The organism is Caballeronia sp. ATUFL_F2_KS9A (genome assembly GCF_023630765.1).
Taxonomy (GTDB): domain Bacteria; phylum Pseudomonadota; class Gammaproteobacteria; order Burkholderiales; family Burkholderiaceae; genus Caballeronia; species Caballeronia zhejiangensis.
Window position 1 is genome coordinate 531,683 of sequence record NZ_JALQEK010000002.1, and the last position, 15,589, is coordinate 547,271.

General features: G+C 64.7%; 15 protein-coding genes. 12 read left to right on the top strand and 3 right to left on the bottom strand.

The features are described from left to right. Window positions 1-41: 41 nt before the first annotated feature. The 12 genes from NCS67_RS04745 (at window position 42) to NCS67_RS04800 (ending at window position 12,225) form a co-directional block, all read left to right on the top strand. Window positions 42-440, top strand: a complete 399-nt coding sequence (locus NCS67_RS04745; RefSeq protein ID WP_250434589.1) for a hypothetical protein — start codon at window positions 42-44, stop codon at window positions 438-440. 281 nt (window positions 441-721) lie between these two features. Further along, complete coding sequence (locus NCS67_RS04750) at window positions 722-1,411, top strand: ABC transporter permease (RefSeq protein WP_008350371.1); 690 nt, start codon at window positions 722-724, stop codon at window positions 1,409-1,411. A gap of 23 nt (window positions 1,412-1,434) precedes the next feature. After that, window positions 1,435-2,166, top strand: a complete 732-nt coding sequence (locus NCS67_RS04755; RefSeq protein WP_008350370.1) for an ABC transporter permease — start codon at window positions 1,435-1,437, stop codon at window positions 2,164-2,166. Between the two features lie 21 nt (window positions 2,167-2,187). Then, a complete protein-coding gene (locus NCS67_RS04760; protein ID WP_051996525.1) occupies window positions 2,188-3,015 on the top strand; it encodes an ABC transporter ATP-binding protein in 828 nt (275 codons plus the stop codon). Window positions 3,016-3,058: 43 nt separating this feature from the next. Next, complete coding sequence (locus NCS67_RS04765; protein ID WP_250434590.1) at window positions 3,059-4,030, top strand: GlxA family transcriptional regulator; 972 nt, start codon at window positions 3,059-3,061, stop codon at window positions 4,028-4,030. Between the two features lie 110 nt (window positions 4,031-4,140). Then, entirely contained in the window at window positions 4,141-5,367 is a 1,227-nt protein-coding gene (locus NCS67_RS04770; protein WP_250434487.1) for an aspartate aminotransferase family protein, read from the top strand. A gap of 16 nt (window positions 5,368-5,383) precedes the next feature. After that, window positions 5,384-6,430 (top strand): arginine/ornithine succinyltransferase subunit alpha, encoded by a 1,047-nt coding sequence (gene aruF / locus NCS67_RS04775; protein ID WP_033537219.1) that lies wholly within the window; start codon window positions 5,384-5,386, stop codon window positions 6,428-6,430. After that, the gene (gene astA, locus NCS67_RS04780) at window positions 6,427-7,458 is read left to right on the top strand and encodes an arginine N-succinyltransferase (protein WP_008350363.1); all 1,032 of its coding nucleotides are present in this window, start codon (window positions 6,427-6,429) and stop codon (window positions 7,456-7,458) included. Before aruF ends, astA begins: the two co-directional genes overlap by 4 nt. Before the next feature lie 12 nt (window positions 7,459-7,470). Continuing rightward, on the top strand, window positions 7,471-8,943 hold the full coding sequence (gene astD, locus NCS67_RS04785; protein ID WP_008350362.1) for a succinylglutamate-semialdehyde dehydrogenase: 1,473 nt from the start codon (window positions 7,471-7,473) through the stop codon (window positions 8,941-8,943). Between the two features lie 15 nt (window positions 8,944-8,958). Beyond that, window positions 8,959-10,299, top strand: coding sequence for an N-succinylarginine dihydrolase (gene astB / locus NCS67_RS04790; protein ID WP_008350361.1), 1,341 nt, complete (start codon window positions 8,959-8,961; stop codon window positions 10,297-10,299). Beyond that, window positions 10,283-11,299: a succinylglutamate desuccinylase gene (gene astE, locus NCS67_RS04795; RefSeq protein ID WP_250434498.1), complete on the top strand. Its 1,017-nt coding sequence runs from the start codon at window positions 10,283-10,285 to the stop codon at window positions 11,297-11,299. Before astB ends, astE begins: the two co-directional genes overlap by 17 nt. Window positions 11,300-11,421: 122 nt before the next feature. Further along, window positions 11,422-12,225 (top strand): ABC transporter substrate-binding protein, encoded by an 804-nt coding sequence (locus NCS67_RS04800; protein ID WP_008350359.1) that lies wholly within the window; start codon window positions 11,422-11,424, stop codon window positions 12,223-12,225. 66 nt (window positions 12,226-12,291) lie between these two features. Here NCS67_RS04800 and NCS67_RS04805 read toward each other — a convergent pair whose 3' ends face one another. From NCS67_RS04805 to NCS67_RS04815, 3 genes are read right to left on the bottom strand one after another with little or no spacing between them, the layout of a single operon-like run. Continuing rightward, window positions 12,292-13,155: an efflux RND transporter periplasmic adaptor subunit gene (locus NCS67_RS04805; protein WP_008350358.1), complete on the bottom strand. Its 864-nt coding sequence runs from the start codon at window positions 13,153-13,155 to the stop codon at window positions 12,292-12,294. Between the two features lie 41 nt (window positions 13,156-13,196). Continuing rightward, window positions 13,197-13,400, bottom strand: a complete 204-nt coding sequence (locus NCS67_RS04810) for a DUF1656 domain-containing protein (RefSeq protein ID WP_250434500.1) — start codon at window positions 13,398-13,400, stop codon at window positions 13,197-13,199. Then, window positions 13,387-15,588: an FUSC family protein gene (locus tag NCS67_RS04815; protein ID WP_250434503.1), complete on the bottom strand. Its 2,202-nt coding sequence runs from the start codon at window positions 15,586-15,588 to the stop codon at window positions 13,387-13,389. The genes NCS67_RS04810 and NCS67_RS04815 overlap by 14 nt, the downstream gene beginning before the upstream one ends. Window position 15,589: the final 1 nt, after the last annotated feature.

Below are 15,589 nucleotides of genomic sequence, written 5' to 3' on the forward strand. Positions count from 1 at the left end.
TCTACGATGTTTCCTGACGAGGCCCGATCATGACCACTCCGATGAACGACCCGACCGCCACCGCTTTCCTGCGCGACGTGCGGCATCCGCTGCTCGTGCTTCATCGCAGCGTGCTTGCGCATTTGCGCGCGCGCCACGAGGCCGAGTTCGGGCCGACGTCGCCGGGCGAATTCCTGCAGATCGTGATCAACGGATCGGCGTATCGCTGGCTTACGCCGTTCTCGACGCTCATCGCCGCCATCGACGACGTCCTCGACGACGAGGAAGCCACCGCCGACGCGCGCATCGCGCACGCGCAAGCCGTCATCGACATGTTCAGCGCCGGCACGCGCGACCCGGCATTCGCCGAGCAATTCCTGCCTTTGCTGCAGGACAGCCCGGAGATCGCCGTGGCGAACGGGCAGGTCGCGCAACGCGTGCGGGACGTCGCGCGCGCGTAAATGGCGTGATCGACGGGCGCGCGGTCTATCGAAAATGCGACCTGAAAACCGCAATTTCCGGATTCCGCGCGCATCGGGGTTTTCCTGTCTGTCGCGTGCGAACAGCGTTGCGCGGCGGGCCCGTGGCCGCGTGACGGCTCACCGCGTCGTCGTGCTGCATCGCAGCAAAGACGTTTCATCACAATTGAGCGATTAATTTTCGCTTGCGAGTATCGCCGCCAATCGCCGGAGCGCTCGTAGTCGCGCTCCGCTTCTTTCAACGAAGACGATGGAGGCGACTCTTGATCCTGTACGGCTTCGGCCCGCTCCTCTGGGCGGGCGCCAAAGAGACGCTCGCGCTCGCGGTGCTGTCTCTCGCGGTATCGGTGCTGCTCGGCTTGGCCGGCGCATCCGCGAAACTTTCGCGTCACGCGCCTTTGCGCGCCGTCGCGACCGCATACACGACGCTCATCCGCTCGGTTCCCGACCTCGTGTTGATGCTGCTGCTCTTCTACAGCATTCAGATCGCGATCAACAATGTCACCGATGCCTTCGGCTGGAGTCAGTTCGACATCGATCCGTTCACGGCCGGCGTGCTCACGCTCGGCTTCATCTACGGCGCGTATTTCACCGAGACGTTTCGCGGCGCGTTTCTGGCGGTGCCGCGCGGGCAACTCGAAGCGGGCAGTGCGTACGGCATGAGCGGCATGCGCGTGTTCGGCCGCATTCTCTTTCCGCAGATGATGCGTTTCGCGCTGCCGGGCATCGGCAACAACTGGCAGGTGCTCGTGAAGGCGACGGCGCTCGTGTCGATCATCGGTCTCGCGGATGTCGTCAAGGCGGCGCAGGACGCGGGCAAGAGCACGTTCAACATGTTCTTCTTCATCCTCATCGCGGCGCTGATCTATCTCGCGATCACGAGCGCATCGAACCTCGTGTTGATGGCGCTCGAGCGCCGCTATTCGATCGGCGTGCGGCACGCCGAACTCTGACTCCTGCCAGCGAGCAAAAAGCCATGATCCAGATCTTCGCCGAATGGTGGCGTCCGTTCCTGTATTCCGACGGCATGCGGGCGTCGGGCCTCGTCGTCACGTTGTGGCTGCTCGCGGCGTCGATCGCGCTCGGCTTCTGCGCGGCGGTGCCGCTCGCCTGCGCGCGCGTATCGCGCAACCGCTGGCTTTCGACGCCCGTGCGCCTCTACACGTACGTGTTTCGCGGCACGCCGCTTTACGTGCAACTGCTGCTGCTCTACACCGGCATGTACAGCCTGGAATTCGTGCGTACGCAGTCCTTGCTCGAAGCGTTTTTCAAAAGCGGCTTCAATTGCGCGATCCTCGCGTTCGCGCTCAACACCTGCGCCTATACCACCGAAATCTTCGCCGGCGCGATTCGCGGCATCGCGCACGGCGAAGTGGAAGCGGCGCGCGCTTACGGCATGAGCACCTTCACGATGTATCGCCGCATCATCCTGCCGTCCGCGCTGCGGCGCGCCTTGCCTTTGTACAGCAACGAAGTGATCCTGATGCTGCACGCGACGACCGTCGCCTTCACCGCGACCGTGCCGGACATCCTGAAGGTCGCGCGCGATGCGAATTCGGCGACCTATCAGTCGTTCGAATCGTTCGGCATCGCGGCGCTGCTGTATGTCGCGATCTCGTTCGCGCTCGTCGCGGCATTCCGGCGCGCCGAGCGGCGCTGGCTCGCGTATCTGCGGCCGGCGGGCGCGGTGCGCGCTGTGCGTCATTAAAGAGCGGTAAAATTCGAAGCCATGCGTCACACCCTGTCATCACCCGAGGAGAAAGCGTTGCAGCCAACCGCCAAAGACGTCGCGACCAAGCTCGTCGCCGAGGACATTCACAAGCGCTACGGCGACAACGAAGTGCTGAAGGGCGTCTCGCTCGCGGCCAAAGCGGGCGATGTGATCAGCATCATCGGCGCGAGCGGCTCGGGCAAGAGCACGTTTCTGCGCTGCATCAACTTCCTGGAGCGGCCGAACGCGGGGCAGATCATCGTCGATGGCGAAGCCGTTCGCACCAAGACCGATAAATCCGGCAATCTCGAAGTCGCGGATCACAAGCAGTTGCAGCGCGTACGCACGAAGCTCGCGATGGTCTTCCAGCACTTCAACCTGTGGTCGCACATGACGGCCATCGAGAACGTGATGGAAGCGCCGCTGCATGTGCTCGGCATATCGAAGAAGGAAGCCGAGGATCGTGCGCGCGAATATCTCGAGAAAGTGGGCCTGCCGCCGCGCGTCGAGAAGCAGTATCCGTCGCATCTGTCGGGCGGTCAGCAGCAGCGCGTCGCGATTGCGCGCGCGCTCGCGATGCATCCGGATGTCATGCTCTTCGACGAACCCACGTCCGCGCTCGATCCCGAGCTCGTCGGCGAAGTGCTGAAGGTGATGCAGCGTCTCGCCGAAGAAGGCCGCACGATGATCGTCGTCACGCATGAAATGGGCTTCGCGCGCAACGTGTCGAATCACGTCATGTTCCTGCATCAGGGACGCACGGAAGAAGAGGGTGCGCCGTCCGAAGTGCTGAGCGCGCCGAAGAGCGAGCGTCTGCGCCAGTTCCTGTCGGGCAGCCTCAAGTAACGTGACGCTGCAAGTTGCGATCGTCGCGCTGCCGCCGGTGTCGATGAGCGGCATTGGGCCGATCATCGACAGTCTTTCGCTCGCCAATGAAATCGACGGGCATCGTCTCTACGAATGGCGCATCTGTTCGTGGGACGGCCGTCCGGTGCCGCTTTCGGGCGGCGCACAGCTTCCCGCCGATTGCGCGTTCAACGACGCCGTGCGTTGCGACTGGCTCATCGTCGTGTCGGAGCGCTATCAGCAGTTCGCCGATTACCGGCTCTTTCTCGCGAGCCTCGCGCGCGTCGCGCCGCGTACGCCGCTCGTTTCCGGCATTCATCACGGCGTATGGTGGCTCGCGATGGCCGGGCAGCTTTCGCAATATCGCGTCGCGGTGAACTGGGAAACGTATCAGCAGTTCACCGAGCAGTTCGAGCGCGCGATCGTCAGCCAGCAGATTTTCGAAATCGACCGCGATCGCGCTACTTGTTCCGGCGGGCAAGCGGCCATCGATTTCATGCTCGCGATGATCGCGCGCGAACACGGCCCGGACCTCGCGGAGCGCATCGCGGATTCGCTCGGCATCGGCACCTTGCGCGCGGGCACGGAGCGTCAGCGCATTCCGTTCGTCACGGCGCCGGGCGAGCGGCATCCGCGCCTGAACGACGCGCTTCAACTGATGGAAGCGAATATCGAAGACCCGCTCGCCACCGATGAAATCGCGAATCTCGTCGGCATTTCGCGCCGGCAGCTGGAGCGGCTCTTTCGTCAGTATCTCGGCGCGATGCCGTCGAAGTATTACCTCAATCTGCGTCTCACGAAGGCGCGCACGCAACTGCAGCGCACGAGCAAATCGGTGGTGCAGATCAGTCTCGCGTGCGGGTTTTCATCGGCGGCGCATTTTTCCAATGCGTATCGCGACCGATTCGGCGTGACGCCGCGCGAGGAGCGCCGTAACTGGATCGAAAAGCAGCGCGGCGGCGCGATCGACGAACCGCGCGGCGGCGCGCTGATCGAGCCGCCCGGCGCGGCATAGAAGCTGCACGGTATCTGCGGAAAAGCTCATCGAAGCATGTCGCGAACGCGCAAGACGGAACGCGGGCGATTGCCTAATATCGACGTAATGCTCAAACCGAGGAGTGGCTCATGACCGACATCAATGTGAATCGCGGTACGTTCGACGAAGTAATGGTTCCGGTGTTCGCGCCGGCCAATTTCGTGCCCGACCGGGGTCGCGGCTCGCGCGTCTGGGACACCGAAGGCCGCGATTATGTCGATTTCGCCGGCGGTATCGCGGTGACGGCGCTGGGCCACGGTCATCCGGAACTGCTGAAAGTGCTGCACGAGCAGGGCGAGAAGCTCTGGCACATCGGCAACGGTTACACGAACGCGCCGGTGTTGCGCCTCGCGAAACGCCTGACCGATCTCACCTTCGCCGACCGCGCGTTCTTCGCGAATTCGGGGGCGGAAGCCAACGAAGCGGCGCTGAAGCTCGCGCGCCGTTACGCAATCGACAATCACGGCGACGACAAGATCGAAATCATCTCGTTCACGCAGTCGTTCCACGGGCGCACGTTCTTCACGGTGAGCGTCGGCGGACAGCCGAAGTATGCGGAAGGCTTCGGTCCGCAGCCGGCGGGCATCCGTCATCTGCCGTACAACGATTTGCCGAAGGCGCTGGAAGCCATCGGGCCGAAGACGTGCGCGGTCATCGTCGAGCCGGTGCAAGGCGAAGGCGGCGTGCTGCCCGCCGATCCCGCGTTTTTGAAGGGCTTGCGCGAAGCCTGCGACAAGCACGGCGCGCTGCTGATTTTCGATGAAGTGCAGACCGGCGTCGGCCGCACCGGCACGTTTTACGCGTACATGCAGTACGGCGTGACGCCGGACATCCTGACGAGCGCGAAGGCGCTGGGCAACGGCTTTCCGATCGGCGTGATGCTGACCACGAACGACATCGCCGCGCACTTCAAGGTCGGCGTGCACGGCACGACTTACGGCGGCAATCCGCTCGGCGCGTCGATCGCGGAGAAAGTCGTCGAACTCATCAGCGATCCGAAGCTGCTCGAAGGTGTCGCCGAACGCAGCAAAGCGATCAAGGCGCATCTGGCGCGCATCAACGAGCGCTTCGGCATGTTCAGCGAGATACGCGGACGCGGCCTGCTGATCGGCGCGGAACTGAACGACAGCTACAAAGACCGCGCGAAGGACGTGCTCAACGCGGCGGCCGCGAACGGTGTCATCATGCTGATCGCGGGGCCGAACGTGCTGCGCTTCGCGCCGTCGCTCATCATGCCGATGGCCGATCTCGACGAAGGCTTCGCGCGCATCGAAAAGGCGATCGAGCAGGTCGTCGGCACGGTTGCGGTCAAGTGACCAACGGAATCCGATGATGCTCTTCGTCCGCCCCGCAAGACTCTCCGATCTCGACGAGCTCGAACGCATGGCGCGCGCCGCGCTGCCCGTGCTGCACTCGTTGCCGCGCGACCGGCGCGCGCTCGAAACGCGCGTCGCGCTCTCGGAAGACTCGTTTCGCGCCGAAGTGGAATTTCCCGGCGAGGAGTTCTATCTCTTCGTGCTCGAAGACTCGCAGACAGGCAAGTTGCTCGGCACGTCGAGCATCGTCGCGTCGGCGGGGTATTCCGAGCCGTTCTACGCGTTTCGCAACGATGCGCTGATTCACGCCTCGCGCGAACTCAAGGTGAACCGAAAAATCCACGCGCTCACGATGTCGCACGAACTGACGGGCAAGAGCCGTCTGACGGGCTTTTATATCGATCCGTCGTTGCGCGACGAAGCGAACGAAGCGGCCGCGCATCTCTTGTCGCGCGCACGCATGATCTACATCGCGGCGAACCGCAAGCGCTTCTCCAGCGAAGTCTTCTCGCTGATGCTGGGCGTCACCGACGAATCAGGCGCGTCGCCGTTCTGGGACGCGGTCGGACGCAAGTTCTTCGGCCGCGACTTCGAACAGGTCGAATCGGAATCGGGCGGACGCAGCCGCACGTTCATCGCGGAAGTGATGCCGAGCTATCCGCTCTATGTGCCGCTGCTGCCCGGCGATGCGCAGCGCGTGCTCGGCGAGCCGAACGAAAGCACGCTGCTCGCCTACGACATTCATCTCGAGGAAGGCTTCGAGCCGGATCGTTACGTCGATATTTTCGATGCCGGTCCGGTGCTGACGATCGCCGTCGACAAAAGCGCGTCGGCGAGTTCGGGCGAATTGCGCGCCGTGCGCGATGCCGCCGTCGAAAGCGGCGCGCCGTATCTCGTCGCGGCGGGCGGCGCGCATGCGTTCCGTTGCATCGTCGCGGGACTCGCGGGCACGCGCGCGGACGGCGCCGAATTGACCGCACAGGCGCGCGATGCGCTCGGCGTCGAAGACAAAGACACGGTGCGTTGCGTGCCGTTGCATCAGGCATCGGGAGAATTGCAATGATCGTCGTGCGATGCACGCAGCCGGGCGATGTCGACGCGCTCGTCGCGCTCGCCCAGGAAACGGGCCCGGGCCTCACCACGTTCAAGCCGGATCGCGGCGCGCTCGCGGCACGCGTCGAACGCGCGCGCCGCACGCTGACCGGTGAAGCGCAAGCCTTCGAAGCAGGCTATTTCTTCGTGATGGAAGACACCGCGACCGGCGATGTCGCGGGCGTGTGCGGCATCGAAACGGAAGTCGGGCTGGAGCAGCCGTTCTACAACTATCGCGTATCGACGGTCGTGCACGCGAGCCAGGACATGCGCGTGTGGACACGCATGTCGCTGCTCAATATCTCGCACGATCTGACGGGTTATGCGGAAGTCTGTTCGCTCTTTCTCAGCCCGCGCTATCGCACGGCGGGCGTGGGCGGCCTGTTGTCGCGCTCGCGCTTCATGTTCATCGCGCAGTTCGCGGATCGCTTTCCGCAGCGTTTGTGCGCGGAATTGCGCGGCCACTTCGACGAAAACGGCGAGTCGCCGTTCTGGAACGCGGTCGGCTCGCATTTCTATCAGATCGATTTCAACGAAGCGGATTACCTGAGCTCGCACGGCAAGAAGTCGTTCGTCGCCGAACTGATGCCGCGCTATCCGGTGTATCTGGACTTGCTGCCGGAGACCGCGCAACAGGCGGTCGGCGTCACGCACAGGGACACCGCGCCCGCACGCAAGATGCTCGAGGCGGAAGGGCTGCGTTACGAGAATCACGTCGATATCTTCGATGCCGGTCCGGTGCTCGAATGCCACATCGCGGACTTGCGCACGGTGCGCGAGAGCGTGATCGCGCGCGTGCGTATCGGCGATCGAAGCGACACGGGCAGCGATGCCAGAAGCCTCGTATCGAACACCTTGCTCGAAGATTTCCGCTGCGGCGCGACGACGGGCGCGGTCGAGGACGGCGCGTTCCTGCTGACGGCGGAAGAAGCCGCGGCGTTGCGCGTCAAGGAAGGCGATCAGGTGCGCGTGCTGACTTCTCATCCGCGCGCCAAGTAAATGAGACACGACATGGATATTTCGAACCAGTTGTATATCGGCGGTGAGTGGCAGGACGGCAAGGGCGCGGCGTTTGCATCGCGCAATCCCGGCACCGATGAAACCGTGTGGCAGGGCAAGAGCGCATCCGCGCAAGACGTGGATCGCGCGGTGTCGTCGGCGCGGCGCGCGTTCGCGTCGTGGTCGGCGCTGTCGTTCGACGAGCGCGTCGCGGTCGCCAAACGCTTCGCCGCCTTGCTCAACGAGAACAAGGAAGCGCTCGCAAACGCGATCGGCCGCGAAACCGGCAAGCCGCTGTGGGAAGCGCGCACGGAAGTGGCGTCGATGGCCGCGAAGGTCGATATCTCCGTGCAGGCGTATCACGAGCGCACCGGCGAAAAGCGCGCGCCGATGGCCGATGGCGTCGCGGTGCTGCGGCATCGTCCGCATGGCGTCGTCGCCGTGTTCGGGCCGTACAACTTTCCGGGGCATCTGCCGAACGGACATATCGTGCCGGCGCTCATCGCGGGCAATACGGTCGTGTTCAAGCCGTCCGAACTCGCGCCCGGCGTCGCGGCCGCAACCGTCGCGCTGTGGATTCAGGCTGGCTTGCCCGAAGGCGTGCTCAATCTCGTGCAAGGCGAAAAGGACACGGGCGTCGCGCTTGCGAATCATCGGCAGATCGACGGGCTTTTCTTCACCGGCAGCTCGGATACCGGCACGCTCTTGCACAAGCAGTTCGGCGGACGTCCCGAAATCGTGCTCGCACTGGAGATGGGCGGCAACAATCCGCTCGTCGTCGCGAACGTCGAGGATGTCGATGCCGCCGTGCATCACGCGATTCAATCGGCGTTTCTGTCGGCGGGCCAGCGCTGCACCTGCGCACGCCGTCTCTTCGTCCCCGACGATGCCGTCGGCGAGCGCTTCATGCAGCGCTTCATCGAAGTGAGCGCGAACATTCGCGTCGGGAAATACGACGATGAGCCGCAGCCGTACATGGGCGCCGTGATCTCGGCGCGCGCGGCGGCGCGTCTCGTCGATGCGCAGACGCGTCTGATCGAAGCCGGCGCGAAGCCCGCGCTCGAAATGAAGCAGCGCGCGGCGCATCTCGGCTTTGTCTCGCCAGCGATTCTCGACGTGACGAACGCGCGCGACGTCCCCGACGAAGAGCACTTCGGCCCGATGGTGCAGGTCACGCGCTACAAGACGTTCGACGAAGCCATCGAGCGCGCGAACGACACCGCTTACGGCTTGTCCGCGGGCCTGCTCGCCGACGACGAATCCGCGTGGAAGCATTTCCAGCGCACGATCCGCGCGGGCATCGTCAACTGGAACCGGCCGACCAACGGCGCATCGTCGGCGGCGCCGTTCGGCGGCATCGGACGTTCGGGCAATCAGCGGCCGAGCGCGTACTACGCGGCGGACTATTGCTCGTATCCGATGGCGTCGGTGGAAAGCGCGCAATTGCAGATGCCGGCGAGCGTATCGCCGGGACTCACGTTCTAAGCGGCGGAAATGAACATGCTTGCAACCGAAGCGAATTTCGACGGGCTCGTCGGCCCGACGCACAACTACGCGGGACTCTCGTTCGGCAACGTCGCGTCGCGCAACAACGAGAAGTCGGTGGCCAATCCGAAGGCCGCCGCGAAGCAGGGCTTGCGCAAGATGAAGCGGCTCGCCGATCTCGGCTTTCGGCAGGGCGTGTTGCCGCCGCTCGAACGCCCGTCGATCAGGCTGTTGCGCGCCGTCGGCTTTTCCGGCGACGACGCCAGCGTGATCGCCCGCGCCGCGCGTGAAGCGCCGGAATTGCTGGCGGCGGCGAGCTCCGCATCGGCGATGTGGACCGCGAATGCGGCGACCGTGAGTCCGTCCGCGGATACGGAAGACGGGCGCGTCCACTTCACGCCGGCGAATCTCGCGGCCAAGCTGCATCGCGCGATCGAGCATGGCGAAACGCGCCGCTCGCTTGGCGCGATCTTCGCCGACGAAGCGCGCTTTCGCATTCATCACGCGCTGCCCGGCACGCCCGCGCTCGGCGACGAAGGCGCGGCGAACCATACGCGTTTTGCGCGCGAGTACGGCGAGAAGGGCGTCGAGTTCTTCGTGTACGGGCGCAGCGAGTACGGCCAGGGTTCGCAGCCGCAGCGCTATCCCGCGCGTCAGACGCTCGAAGCGAGCCGCGCGGTCGCGCGCCTGCACGGTTTATCCGCCGATGCGACCGTGTTCGCGCAGCAATCGCCCGATGTGATCGATGCGGGCGTGTTCCACAACGACGTCATCGCGGTCGGCAATCGCACGACGCTCTTTTGCCATGAGCGCGCGTTCGTCGATCAGCACAAGGTCTACGACGAGCTACGCGAGAAGCTCGGCGCGCAAGGCACGCCGTTTCACGCGCTCGAAGTGCCGGACAGCGAAGTCAGTGTCGAGGATGCGGTTTCGTCGTATCTCTTCAATAGCCAGTTGTTGTCGCGCGAGGACGGCAGGCAAGTGCTCGTCGTGCCGCAGGAATGCCGCGAGAACGCGCGCGTGGCGGCGTATCTCGATTCCCTCGGCGGCCGCAAGACGCCGATCGACGAAGTGCTCGTCTTCGATCTGCGCGAAAGCATGAAGAACGGCGGCGGGCCGGCTTGTTTGCGTCTGCGCGTCGTGCTGAACGACGCCGAGCGCGCCGCGGTGAACCCGCGCGTGTGGATGAACGACGCGCTTTTCACGCAACTCGACGCGTGGATCGACAGGCATTACCGCGATCGCCTCGCGCCCGCCGATCTCGCCGATCCGAAACTGCTCGCCGAATCGCGCGGCGCGCTCGACGAACTGACGACCATCCTCGGACTCGGTGCCGTCTATGACTTTCAGCGCTGATTCGTCCTTGCTCGAAGACTTCCTCGCCTTCACGCTCAACGGCGGGCGCCCTTCCGTCGCACAGGGCGTCGCGCCTTCGGGCGTGCGCTGGACCTGGCAGGGCGAGGGCGTGTTGCTGCTGGAACCCGCGACAGAACCGACGCATAGCGTGCTCGCGTCGGCGGGCATTCACGGCGACGAAACCGCGCCGATCGAAATGCTGTGCTCGCTTGTCGCGGATATCGCGAACGGCCGCGCGCCGCTCGTCGCGCGCATGCTGGTGATCCTCGGCAACATCGACGCGATGCGTGCCGCCGACCGCTATCTCGACGACGACCTGAATCGCCTGTTCAGCGGCCGTCATGCGGATTTGCGCGACAGCCGCGAAGCACCGCGCGCCGCTGAACTGGAAGACGCCGCGTTGAAGTTCTTCGATGGCGTCACGCATCGGAAATGGCACATCGACATGCATACGGCGATTCGCGCGTCGGTGTTCGAGCAGTTCGCGTTACTGCCGCACACCGGCGCGCCGCTCGCCCGCGCGATGTTCGACTGGCTGCGCGATGCGCGTCTGCAGGCGGTGCTCCTGCATCGCGAGAAGGGCAACACGTTCACGCACTTCACGGCGCAGCACGCGGGCGCGCTCGCCTGCACGCTCGAACTCGGCAAGGTGCGCCCGTTCGGTCAGAACGATCTCGCGCGTTTTGCCGCATCGGATGCGGCGTTGCGTCGCCTGATTGCGGGCGAGGCGGCGAAGGAAAGCGCGCCGCTGCGCGTGTTCACGGTCGTCGCGCAAATCGACAAGCAGAGCGAGCGATTCGTGCTGAACGTGGCGAGCGACGTGCCCAACTTCACCGCGTTCGCCGCCGGCACCGAGCTCGCGCGCGACGGCGATTATCGTTATCGCGTGTCGCACGACGAAGAGCGCATCGTGTTTCCGAATCCGAAGGTCAAGCCGGGCCTGCGCGCCGGCTTGATGGTCGTCGATACGACCGATTCGACGCTCGCCTCTCTCGATTGACCGGCAACGGTTCATCGATTCACTTCCCGCTGTTATCCGACGCACCGCGGGTGCGCGCTACAATCGCGCCCCGGTGTCGGATCATCACACCTGTATCGAACCGCAATGGAAGGAGATGGAAGTTGAAGAAATCGCATCTGATCGGTCGCAAGCTCGCCGCGCTGGCGGTGCTGGGCGCCGCCGTCGTCGCGTCGAACGCGCAAGCGGCCGATGACATGAAGCAACTGCGCTTCGGCGTCGAAGCGTCTTACGCCCCGTTCGAATCGAAGTCGCCGAGCGGCGAGCTGCAGGGCTTCGATATCGACATCGGCAACGCGGTGTGCGCGAAGCTGAAGATGAAGTGCGTGTGGGTCGAGAATTCGTTCGACGGTCTCATTCCCGCGTTGCAGGCGCGCAAGTTCGACGGCATCAACTCGGACATGACGATCACCGACAAGCGCAAGCTCGCCATCGACTTCACCGATCCGATCTACACGATCCCGAATCAGCTGATCGCGAAGAAGGGCAGCGCGATTCAGCCCACGGTCGAGGGTTTGAAGGGCAAACGCGTCGGCGTGCTGCAGGGCTCGATCCAGGAAACCTACGCGAAGGCGAAGTGGGCGACGGCGGGCATCGATGTCGAGTCGTATCAGGCGCAGGACCAGATTTATGCCGATCTGGCGTCGGGCCGTCTCGATGCGGCGTTCCAGGATGCCGAAGCGGCGTCGAAGGGCTTTCTGAAGCAGCCGCAGGGCGCGGGCTTTGCGTTCGCTGGCCCGGCCGTGGCGGATGACAAGCTGCTGGGTTCGGGCGTCGGCTTCGGCGTGCGCAAGAACGACAAGGCGCTCAAAGATGCGCTCAATCGCGCGCTGAAGGAGCTGAAGGACGACGGGACGATCGATCGCTTCGCGCAGAAGTATTTCGATGTAAAGGTGGTGTTGAAGTAAGGCTTCGGTTTGCCGGATGTGAGAAGCCCGCTTCGGGAGTGGTCCCGGGAGCGGGCTTTTTTTACGTCACATCGACGGCGTGACGATCACCGTCGCCGTCGTCCCCGCACTCAGCAGCACCCCATCCGGCACTTCATCGATATGCACGCGCACCGGCACGCGCTGCGCGAGCCGCACCCAGTTGAACGTCGGGTTCACGTCGGCGAGCAGCTCGCGGCTTTGCGGATTGTCGCGATCATAGATGCCGCGCGAAATGCTCTCGACGTGCCCCTTCAGCTCGCCGCCGCTCATCAGGCGAATCGATGCCTTGTCGCCGATACGCACATGCGGCAGCTTCGTTTCCTCGAAGTATCCATAGACCCAGAATGAATGACTGTCGACGATCGCGAGCTTGGCGGCGCCCGCCGTCGCGTAGTCGCCGCGAAACACGTTCAGGTTGGTGACGTAGCCGTCGACCGGCGAGAACACTTTGGTGCGTTCGAGATTGAGCTTCGCGGCATCGAGCGCGGCCTGCGCCTGCTGCAACTGCGCTTCGGCGGTCGATGCGGTCTGCATCGCGTTTTCGCGCGCTTCCTTCGATACGACGAGGCTGTCCATGTCGGCGCGGCGCGCGGCGTCCGCACGGCGCATGCGCAATTCGGCCGCGCGCGCGGTGACGTTCGCCTGCGCCTGCTCGACCGCGATCCGGTAATGCGACGGATCGATCTCCATCAGCAGATCGCCCTTCTTCACGAACTGATTGTCACGAACCGGCAACTGCACGACCGCGCCCGACACGTCCGGCGCCACGTTGACGACATCCGCGCGCACGCGGCCATCGCGCGTCCACGGCTCGTCCATGTAATGCACCCACAGCACGCGCCCGATGACGAGCGCGACCGCGAAAATGGCGATCGTCAAAACCAGCCCGATGATTTTCCTGAGAATCATGATGCGAACTCTTTTTCAGCTTGTATGAAGGTGATGTCGATTCAGCGATACGCGATGAGCCCGAGCGTCCCGCAAATGCAGACGAGCATGCTCGCGCGAAACAGCGCCGGATGCCAGACCACGCGATAAAGGCCCGTCAGCGCGAGCGCGCGGTCAACGACCCACGTGATCATCGCGCCGGCGATGAAGAGCAGCAGGATCGTCGGCACATAGGCTTCGAGGATCGCGACGTTACGCGGGAACATGGTCCGCTCCTTCTGGCGTGTGTTTCCGAACCGGCGCACCGTGCACGAAGGGCGCGAACGGCGATTCGTGATCGAGCAGCGCGGTCCGGACAAAATGAAGATGACTGGCGATGCGCTGCAGCCGATGCTTTTCCTCGCGCGGCAGATCGAACCGCGCGAGCACATCCCGCGTATCGTCGATCGCGCGTTCGGTCGCGGCGAGCGTGGCGTCGAAGCGCTGCGCATTCGGGCGATCGAAAAGGCGCGCGATGGCGTCGAGCGTCGCGTCGATCGAGCGGCGCCACGGCATCGACGCCGCGTACTGCGGCGCGTTCGACAGCCCTGCGATCTCGCGTCGCAGATCGATCACCGCGTTGCCGAATTCGAGCACGGCGAAGAGCCATTGCAACGCATCGCGCTGCAAGTCGGGACGTCCGGTCGCGAGCGCGTTGATTTGCGCGAGCAGATCGCGCGTGCGGCTTTCGAAGTGCGTCGTGAGACGCGTGAGACGTCCATGGCGCGCGCTCACGACTTCGCGCCGCAGATCGCCGAGCAGGAGACGCCGCAGCCACGGCGCATCGGTCGGCAGCAGGACGGCGAAGGCGACCGCCGCGACGATCATCGACAGCACGAGCGCGAGGGCATCGTTCATATAGCCGGTCGGATCGTAGTGCACGAGATTGTCCGGCCCCGCGAGAAAGCAGAAGAAGATGCAATAGCCGATGCCCACGCCGGCGAGCGCGCGCCGCGTGCTCAGATAGGCGCCGAGCAAAAGCGCGGGCGCGAGCGCGGCGCACATCATCGCGAAGCCCTCGATATGCGGAAACACGCCGAACACGACGATCATCCCGGCGACGGCCGCGAGCATCGTGCCGAGCGCCATTTGCGCGGACATGAGCGTCGGACGCGGCGACGACGACGCGAGCGCGCACACGGCCGCCGCGTTGAGCACCATCGTGCCGCCGCTCGGCCACGCCGTCGCTATCCAGAACGCGGACAGGACGAACATCACGATCGCGCCGCGCAGGCCCGAAATCGCCGCGGCGAGCAGGTTCGTCTTCGGCACGTAGCGCGCGATCCAGCGCTCGCGTTCGTGCGACGGCGAGCTCAGCGACGCATACGTTTCGGCATAGGCGAGCATGTCGTCGACGAAGCGATACAGCAGTTCCGTCGCGGTATCGAACTCCAGTTGCGCGAAGTCCGGATCCGCTTCGAGCGCGGCACGCGTCGCGCGCACGCGCCGGGGCAATGCGGCCTTGTAGTCGCGCAGTTGCGCGGCGGCGTGCGCGGCATCGGCGGCGTTTTTCACCGGTTCGCCCGATACCGAGAAGAGCGGCGGCACTTCGCGAAAGAATGGCTCCAGCGCGGCGATCGTCGTTGCCGATGCGTTCTCGCGCAGCCGGTTCATCAACTGATGCAGCGCGTGAAAGCGCGTCGACGCGCTCATGAACTCGCTGTTGAGACGCGCGAGCCGCCCGCCGCGCATCCGCGATTCGGGATTCTCGAACACGGCGACGCTGCGCGCGGCCTCGAAGCCGACGATATCCGACACGAACGCGAGATTGGTTCGCTCGATCTGCGCGCGTTCCATGTTGCCCGACAGCGCGCGGCACACGTAATCGACGAACTGCGCGAAGCGGCGGCGCACCGTCGTGCGAACCTGCTCGCCCGCGTGCTGCGGAAAGACGAGCGCGCTCACCGCGCCGGAACACACGATGCCGAGCGTCACTTCGCCGACGCGCGTGAGCGCCGACAGATACGCGGCCTCCGGATGCTGCGCCGCCGGAATGCCGATCAGCGCGGCCGTGTAACCGGCGAGCACGAAGCCGTACGAGCGGAAGTTGTGATTGCGCGCCGCGCCCGCCGTGCAGACGCCGACCCACAGCGCCGTCGCCGAGAGGAACAGCACCGGCTGCTGAGAGAACAGGCTGATGAGGATCATCATCACGACGAGACCGACCATCGTTCCGCAGAAACGATAGAAGCTCTTTGCGAGCACCATGCCGCTTTGCGGCTGCATCACGACGAACACGGTGGTCATCGCGGTGCGCGGCTGCGCCATGTCGAGGCGCATCGCGATCCACAGCGACAGCAGCGCAGCGAGCACCGCCTTGAAGATGTAGATCCACGCGAGGCCGTCGGTGCGCGCCCAGTCGAGCACGACCTCCTTGAGCGGCTGTCGTCCGATGAGAGAAGCGGGCGTCGACATG

Coding starts and splice junctions, on each gene's coding strand:
- NCS67_RS04760 (WP_051996525.1), top strand. CDS start 2,188: ATGCGTCACACCCTGTCATCACCCGAGGAGAAAGCGTTGCAGCCAACC.
- astD (WP_008350362.1), top strand. CDS start 7,471: ATGGATATTTCGAACCAGTTGTATATCGGCGGTGAGTGGCAGGACGGC.
- NCS67_RS04745 (WP_250434589.1), top strand. CDS start 42: ATGAACGACCCGACCGCCACCGCTTTCCTGCGCGACGTGCGGCATCCG.
- aruF (WP_033537219.1), top strand. CDS start 5,384: ATGCTCTTCGTCCGCCCCGCAAGACTCTCCGATCTCGACGAGCTCGAA.
- NCS67_RS04805 (WP_008350358.1), bottom strand. CDS start 13,155: ATGATTCTCAGGAAAATCATCGGGCTGGTTTTGACGATCGCCATTTTC.
- astA (WP_008350363.1), top strand. CDS start 6,427: ATGATCGTCGTGCGATGCACGCAGCCGGGCGATGTCGACGCGCTCGTC.
- NCS67_RS04815 (WP_250434503.1), bottom strand. CDS start 15,588: ATGTCGACGCCCGCTTCTCTCATCGGACGACAGCCGCTCAAGGAGGTC.
- astB (WP_008350361.1), top strand. CDS start 8,959: ATGCTTGCAACCGAAGCGAATTTCGACGGGCTCGTCGGCCCGACGCAC.
- astE (WP_250434498.1), top strand. CDS start 10,283: ATGACTTTCAGCGCTGATTCGTCCTTGCTCGAAGACTTCCTCGCCTTC.
- NCS67_RS04765 (WP_250434590.1), top strand. CDS start 3,059: ATGAGCGGCATTGGGCCGATCATCGACAGTCTTTCGCTCGCCAATGAA.
- NCS67_RS04810 (WP_250434500.1), bottom strand. CDS start 13,400: ATGTTCCCGCGTAACGTCGCGATCCTCGAAGCCTATGTGCCGACGATC.
- NCS67_RS04770 (WP_250434487.1), top strand. CDS start 4,141: ATGACCGACATCAATGTGAATCGCGGTACGTTCGACGAAGTAATGGTT.
- NCS67_RS04755 (WP_008350370.1), top strand. CDS start 1,435: ATGATCCAGATCTTCGCCGAATGGTGGCGTCCGTTCCTGTATTCCGAC.